The sequence below is a fragment of the uncultured Nostoc sp. genome, from assembly GCF_937863485.1.
Lineage (GTDB): Bacteria > Cyanobacteriota > Cyanobacteriia > Cyanobacteriales > Nostocaceae > Nostoc.
Map to the genome: position 1 here is coordinate 44,805 of NZ_CALMFY010000230.1, position 6,889 is coordinate 51,693.

Below are 6,889 nucleotides of genomic sequence, written 5' to 3' on the forward strand. Positions count from 1 at the left end.
GAATTTAGTAATGTAAATCTCTCAATCAGACCATTCATACCTGTCCAAAAATCTAAAATCTAAAATCTAAAATCTAAAATTTCTTGCGGGGAAACCAATCATCCAAAATAGTGTAGACTACTGGCACAACAATCAAACTGAGGATAGTTGAAGTTACGAGTCCACCAGCGATCGCTACAGCCATAGGCGATCGCAATTCGGAACCTGCACCAAAACCTAAGGCGATCGGTAGCATCCCTAAAATAGTGGAGGCAGTGGTCATCATAATTGGTCTAAGGCGCACTAGCCCCGTGTTGAGGATCGCCTCGGTGCGGTCTAAGCCAGCACTGCGTAACTGGTTGATGTAATCCACAAGCAAGATAGCATTTTTATTTGCCAGCCCCAGTAAAAAGACGAAACCGATTAGTGAGATCATCCCAAAATCGCTCTTGGTGATCAGTAGTGCCAACATTGCCCCCACCAGTGCCAAGGGCAAAGAGACACCAATTACCAGAGGGTCTATCCAGCTTTTGAACAGCAAAATTAGTACTACAACAATACACAGGGCAGATAGAGCTAAAGTACTGCCGAAACTGCTAAAAACCTCACTTTGACTAGCAGAATCTCCTCCTAAATTTAAGGAAACATTATACGGTAACACCGCCTTAGCTTCAGCTACCACTTTGTCAGTAGCATCACCCAAGGATAGATTCTTGCCAAGATTAGCACTGACATAGGCCACCCGCTGATTATTCAGACGCTCGATCTGAAAAACCGTGCCCTGTGGATTCGTTTCACCTGTAACTGTGACATCGGCAAATCCCGGTATTCTCTGAATTCTCTCTTTAATTGCCTTGACTGCTTTGCTCAGAGCTTGGAGATTATCACCTCGTAATGCTATTTGTAGAGGTTTTTGACCGCCAGAATCGACAAATTGGATATCTTCCACACTGGTAGTTACCCCAGAAAGGACAGGTAAGGAGGAGCGGAATTGGTCTTGTAGTTCAGCAGTTGTGATTGTGCGATCGCCCTTTAACTTTACATATAGTATGCCTTTATTCGGCTCACCCTCGCGAGAACCAATAGTAGTAAATACCGTTTCAACTGCCGGTGATTTTCTCACTACATCTTCTAGTTTTTTAGCAACCTCAAGAGAATCATTCAAAGGGTTAGGAATTGGGAACTGCGGATTGGGTCTCCCCTGCTCCCCTGCCCCTCCGGGGATACTCGGCAAAGGAGCCGTATAAGCAATATTGAATTCGCCGCGATCGAGTTTGGGAATAAACCCTTTAGGAATTAGTGGAATCAGCACTATACCTGCAATGAAGCTGAGGACAGCTAATCCGATAACTATCTTGCGGTGATTCAAAGACCAACTCAGCAAGTTTCTGTAAGATTGAGTAAACGCCACCCAGATTTTTGCTTCCCGACGCGGGGAAAGCGAGGATTTAGGTTTCAGCCAGTAGATAGCCAGAACTGGAGATAAAGTCCGAGCAACTAGCATAGAAGCAAGCATCGCCGCTGAAACAGTGATGCCGAAAGGCTTGAAGAATTGACCGATTACACCACCCATCAAACCTATAGGTAAAAAAACTGCTACTGCTGTCAAGGTGGCGGCGGTGACTGTTAATCCAATCTCATTTGTAGCTAAAAGTGCTGCTTGGCGAGGAGTTTCCCCATCTTCAACGTGTCGCATGATGTTTTCCACATCCACGATCGCATCATCAACAATACTACCGATCACCAAAGCTAAAGCTAACAGCGTAATCGTTTCTAAGTTGAAACCAAAAATTGCCATGACAATAAACGTCGCCAAAATAGACGTAGGAATTGCCAAGGCAGAAATCAGCGTGGCTCGCCAATTCCACAAAAAAGGAAAAATTACCACGATAGACAACAAGACTGCTTCCAGCAAAGCATCGATTGTTGACTGGGTGGCTTGGCGAATATATTCTGCTTGGGTAGCAGCTAAAGTAAGTTTGACATCATTAAGGCTAGATCGCAGCCTTTGGACTTCTTTCTCAACCTGACTCACTACTTCCAAGGTGTTAGCACTGCCACGTTTGATCACTTGAAATGCCAGTGCATCTTGCCCGTTAAACCTGACTAATGTCGCCCCTGCTTGGGGGGGAGCCGCGGCACTTGCATTCGCTGGAGCTAGGGGAGTTGCGGTAGCAGCGCCCAGTAGTGAGACTTTCAGGACTCCTGGTAGTTTAGCGATCGCACTTACAATCTCGTCTTTCGCCAACTTTGTCAAATCTGTAAGATTCCTTGAGGGACTCTCAATGGCATAGCTAATGGCGGCTGACTCATTTAGATTCAAGGGAATAATTTTGGCAGTTCCTCCTTGAGGCAAAGTCAACTGTTTGAGGGCAGTTTCAACCTTTTTGGTCGATGTTTCTAAATTCGTACCAACGGCAAAAGAAAGGCTAACAGCAGTTTGACTAGGATAAGTGGATGAGCGGATATTCTCCAGTCCTTTTAGGGAGCGCAGACGTTCTTCTAGGGGTTTGGTGAGCTTCGCCTCTGTATCCACGGCAGTTGTCAGGGGAGCTGTAGCATTCACAACCACCACTGGAAAGGTAATATCTGGAAACAAAGCATACTTGAGAGAACTGAAAGCCAGAACACCAGCTACCGTTACAGCAATCCAAAAACTCACCGTCAACCACGAAAATTGAATCGCTAATTTGGAAATATTGAAGAGTTCTCGTGCGGATTTTGAGCGATCAAGCTTTACCATCTTGGAAAATTATCGTGTGGGTGACACAATTATTTAGTCATGCTACAGTAATCACCTTCGGTTTGCGAGTTTTGGTCTCCACGAAACGGCAATATTACTTATTGTGACTCAGATAAAGCAAAATTTTTAATCCCGAATGGAACTTTAGAAATGAAACTTGGTTCTGTTGAGCATAAGGAATTATTCTGTTACAGCTTTAGCGAAAGCTACAAGGAATACTAACCTGAGTATCTCCCCTGCCTTAATTTTGATGATCCAGCCTTGAGTTTCCTATGCAGTATTCCCTTCTGGGATAAAGCTCTGGATGCAGAACGACAAGCCGGAGCAATAGTTAGTGGTTATGCAGCGACGGTGAATAATCCTCTTTTACAAAGTACGATCGCCCTCTGCACCCTTGAGTTAATATCCAGACGCAAACTTCAAAATATTGAGAGGGCTAGTGCCTAATTTTTTGCCCATTAACACAATTTTGGTACCTCAGGGAGCAGAATATAAAGCTGTGTGTCGCGGATTAAGCGGCGTTACTGGCTCCATCCCAACTGTAATAGCCATACCTGTTGGGATGAAGCCTTTACTCAAATATCTGCAACAATCCCAAGGAAATGGACAATTTCTGGCTCCAAAATCCAAGGTGCTGATTATGGGTATATGTGGCAGCTTGAGCGATCGCTACACAGTTGGTGATATTGTCCTCTATCAAGATTGTCTTTACTCTGGGAAGCGGCAAGAATGCGATCGCACTTTCACAGCACAATTGCATTTTTATCTATCACAAAAAGTATCATTAGTCAAATCACTGACAAGCGATCGTGTGATTTGGTCTGCTGCCGAAAAACGCCATTTGGGTGAGACTTTGGCGGCTGATGTTGTTGATATGGAAGGATTTACCGCCCTAGAGTTTTTCAATGCAGCTGGGGTGGACGTGGCAATGCTGCGAGTAGTCAGCGACGATTGTCAGCACGATATCCCCGATCTTACATCAGCAATTAACTCTGATGGTTCCCTAAACCCTTTTCCTTTAGCGATGGGAATGCTTCGACAACCCCTTACTGCTACTCGACTAATTCGAGGTTCATTAAAATCATTAAAGGTGTTAGAGCAAGTTACAAATCGGCTCTTTTCTGGCTAGAGCCTGAAATAATCTCAAAATAATGTCCTGTATTTATACGCAAAATTGGCATCTCTGTTAGTATATAAGTCACTTATACTTTATTAACTACATTAATTTATTCACAAAATGTAGACTATTTGTAAATGTCATGTATGACATACAAGAACCGTGTTTACATTGAGTTAATGCACTTCACTTATAGAAATTTTTACCCAACTGCAAGTAATAATTGATGCGACACAACAGTTGTAGTTAAAATTTTAGCAGCGATCGCCTACAAATTGTAACTTCAAATGGCGATCGCTCCCTTTTCTCTCTTTCTTTGCGCTCTACCCTGCGGGAAGCCACTTCGTGTCTATGCGTCCTTTGCGGTTCGATTCTCATGCTAATTGACAACATGCAATTACCCCCTCATATCCAAAATTCATTGAAAAATAGAGTGTAGGCGTAGCCCGTCGTAGACATCGCATAGCAATTTTGAGTACAAAACTCGAAATTTGAGGTTCACAGGCTCAAGTGGCGATGTCTACGACCGGCTATGACGCTCTCTTACGAGACGCTGCACGTAGCTTGCTTCCCCGTAGGAGTACGCTATCGGCGTCGCAGTATTCTTGTTCTCTGATATCATCAATTTAATAGGCGGTTATAAACCGCATCTGCACAGGTAAAACCCACGGAGGCAGGTTTTAAACCTTAAATTTTTAGTTAGTCCGCGCAGGCGGACGAGAGTTTGTGTAGGCGCGAATCCCATCAGCTCGAACTTCTTCTAAATTCTTTCTATGGAAATGGTATTTCTGCCAGAAGAAGAGGAGATTCCCTCGAAATGTGTAGAAATTAAGTAGAATCGAGAAGAAATCTCAGAAGCTGTCTATGCAATGGGTTGATTTTCTAGCCAATGAAGCTGCTACTCATAACTTATCCCCAGAGCAAACGGCAGCTTTTGTAGAGCGTTTGAAGAATGAAAACTTAGCTAAGAGTCAGGTGAAACTAGCCACCGAATTGAATATCGGTGTTGGTGTTTTCAAAAAGCTGATGACTAAGGTGTATGACAAGTTTGCCCAGAGTTGTCCTGAGTTAGCGACTTCTAAGAGTCGAGGCAAACTAGAAAAGTTACGGGCTTGCTTGAGAGCAAAATATAATGGCGGGCAAGACTTCGGCGTGAGCGCTACAACTCTTGGAGAGGCTGCGCCAACAGCAACGGCTTCATCGAGCGTACCCCTACGGGGAAGCAAGCTACGCGTAGCGTCTGTCTGCGACACGCTGCGCGAACGTAGAAAAGTCGAGATGCTCAGTACAAGTCAGTCGAACGCTGCCCACACGACAATTAAGGAAATTCATCAAAATATTCCCCCTGCTGTCCCATTTGAAAAATTTGTGGGACGTGAGGTGGAACTACAAAACTTGCACTCCTCATTACAAACATCTGGGCAAGTTGCCATTGTAGCTGGGATGAGTATGAGTGGTGTGGGGAAAACTGAACTGGCTACCCAATACGCCAAACAACATTTACAGAATTATCAAGGTGGGGTTTGCTGGTTATCAGCACAGGGAATTGATGTCGGAATTCAGATTCTCAGATTTGCCCAATTGAAATTTAACCTCATTGCACCGGACAACTGGGAATTAGCAGATAGGCTTCGATACTGCTGGGAGAATTGGCAACAAGGTGAAGTGCTGCTGGTGTTTGATGATGTCACCGACTACAAAAAACAAGTTCAGCGTTATCTACCTCCAGAATCACCTCGGTTTAAAGTATTGCTGACAATGCGCCTGGGGTTTGACAGAACTTTACTGCAATTACGTCTGGATGTCCTCAAACCATTGGCGGCGATCAAATTATTAAAGTCGCTGGTTGACAGGGAGCGACTTAAAAGTGAGCCTTGGGTTGCAAGAAGAATTTGTAAATTCTTGGGATATTTGCCTTTGACATTAGAGTTAGTGGGGCGATATCTGGATACAATGCCAGATTTGTCTCTAAAAACACTGCACAAGCGCCTAGAAAAAAACCGACTGGAACACGAAGCAGTAGCCAAGGCTAACCCATTGATGCGTTATGAATACGGCGTGGCTGAAGCTTTTGCATTGAGTTGGAAACAATTGGATAAGAATGCACAAAGCTTAGGCTGTTGGCTAAGTTTGTATGCCTTGGCTGACATTCCCTTATCTGTTGAGACGATAGAAGATGACGAAGAACAAGAATTCTGGGAGAAAGCTATAGCCCAGTTGCGGAAACTGCATTTAATCCAATGGCAGGCTAAAGGAATTTATCGTCTACATCCACTGATTCGGCAATTTTTCCAAATGAAGTTGGATGAGTCAAGTGAAGCAGATGAGGTGAAAACTGCTTTTGTCGCGCTGATGGTAGAGGTAGCAAAGCAAATTCCTCAACAGCCTAACCGTGAAGAGATTCTCAACCTCACTCCCGCTATCCCCCACATTGCAGAAATTGCAACCCATCTATCCCAGTATTTCAGTGACGAGGATTTAATTCGGCCTTTCACAGGTTTAGGCTGGTTTTATCAAGGTCAAGGACTTTATCAGCAAGCAGAACTTTGGTACAAACTATCTATTGAGGTAGCTAAAAATCGTCTTGGTTTAGAACATCCTGATGTCGCCACTAGCCTGAACAATCTCGCAGAACTCTACCGTTTTACAGGATGGTATAGCGAAGCCGAACCTCTGTATCAGCAAGCTTTGTCACTGAGAAAACGCTTACTAGGAGACAACCATCCCGATGTTGCTACTAGCTTGAACAATCTCGCAGGACTCTACAAATCTACAAGACGCTACAGCGAAGCCAAACCCTTGTTTGAGCAAGCTTTGGCACTGAGTAAACACTTACTGGGAGACAACCATCCCGATCTCGCCACTAGCCTGAACAATCTCGCAGCCCTCTATTATTCCATAGGAAGCTACAGCGAAGCCGAACCCCTGTATCAGCAAGCTTTGTCACTCCAGAAACGCTTACTGGGAGAAGCACATCCCGATGTCGCCAAAAGCATGAAAAATCTTGCAGAACTCTACCGTTTTACAGAACGCTACAGCGAAGCCGAACC

The 6,889-nt window shown here is 44.4% G+C and carries 5 protein-coding genes; 3 read left to right on the forward strand and 2 right to left on the reverse strand.

All coding sequences use genetic code 11. The features are described 5' to 3' along the window. Positions 1 to 73 precede the first annotated feature (73 nt). A complete protein-coding gene (locus tag Q0541_RS31515; RefSeq protein ID WP_298920400.1) occupies positions 74 to 2,722 on the reverse strand; it encodes an efflux RND transporter permease subunit in 2,649 nt (882 codons plus the stop codon). A 261-nt stretch (positions 2,723 to 2,983) separates the two neighbouring features. On the opposite strand from Q0541_RS31515, the gene Q0541_RS31520 reads away from it, so the two are divergent. Next, on the forward strand, positions 2,984 to 3,169 hold the full coding sequence (locus Q0541_RS31520; protein ID WP_298920402.1) for a hypothetical protein: 186 nt from the start codon (positions 2,984 to 2,986) through the stop codon (positions 3,167 to 3,169). Then, a complete protein-coding gene (locus tag Q0541_RS31525; protein ID WP_298920404.1) occupies positions 3,162 to 3,851 on the forward strand; it encodes a phosphorylase in 690 nt (229 codons plus the stop codon). The genes Q0541_RS31520 and Q0541_RS31525 overlap by 8 nt, the downstream gene beginning before the upstream one ends. Positions 3,852 to 4,085: 234 nt before the next feature. Here Q0541_RS31525 and Q0541_RS31530 read toward each other — a convergent pair whose 3' ends face one another. Beyond that, entirely contained in the window at positions 4,086 to 4,232 is a 147-nt protein-coding gene (locus Q0541_RS31530; protein ID WP_298920405.1) for a hypothetical protein, read from the reverse strand. Positions 4,233 to 4,703: 471 nt separating this feature from the next. On the opposite strand from Q0541_RS31530, the gene Q0541_RS31535 reads away from it, so the two are divergent. Next, positions 4,704 to 6,889, forward strand: a 2,186-nt coding sequence (locus Q0541_RS31535; RefSeq protein WP_298920406.1) for a tetratricopeptide repeat protein, incomplete at its 3' end; no start/stop codon positions are given.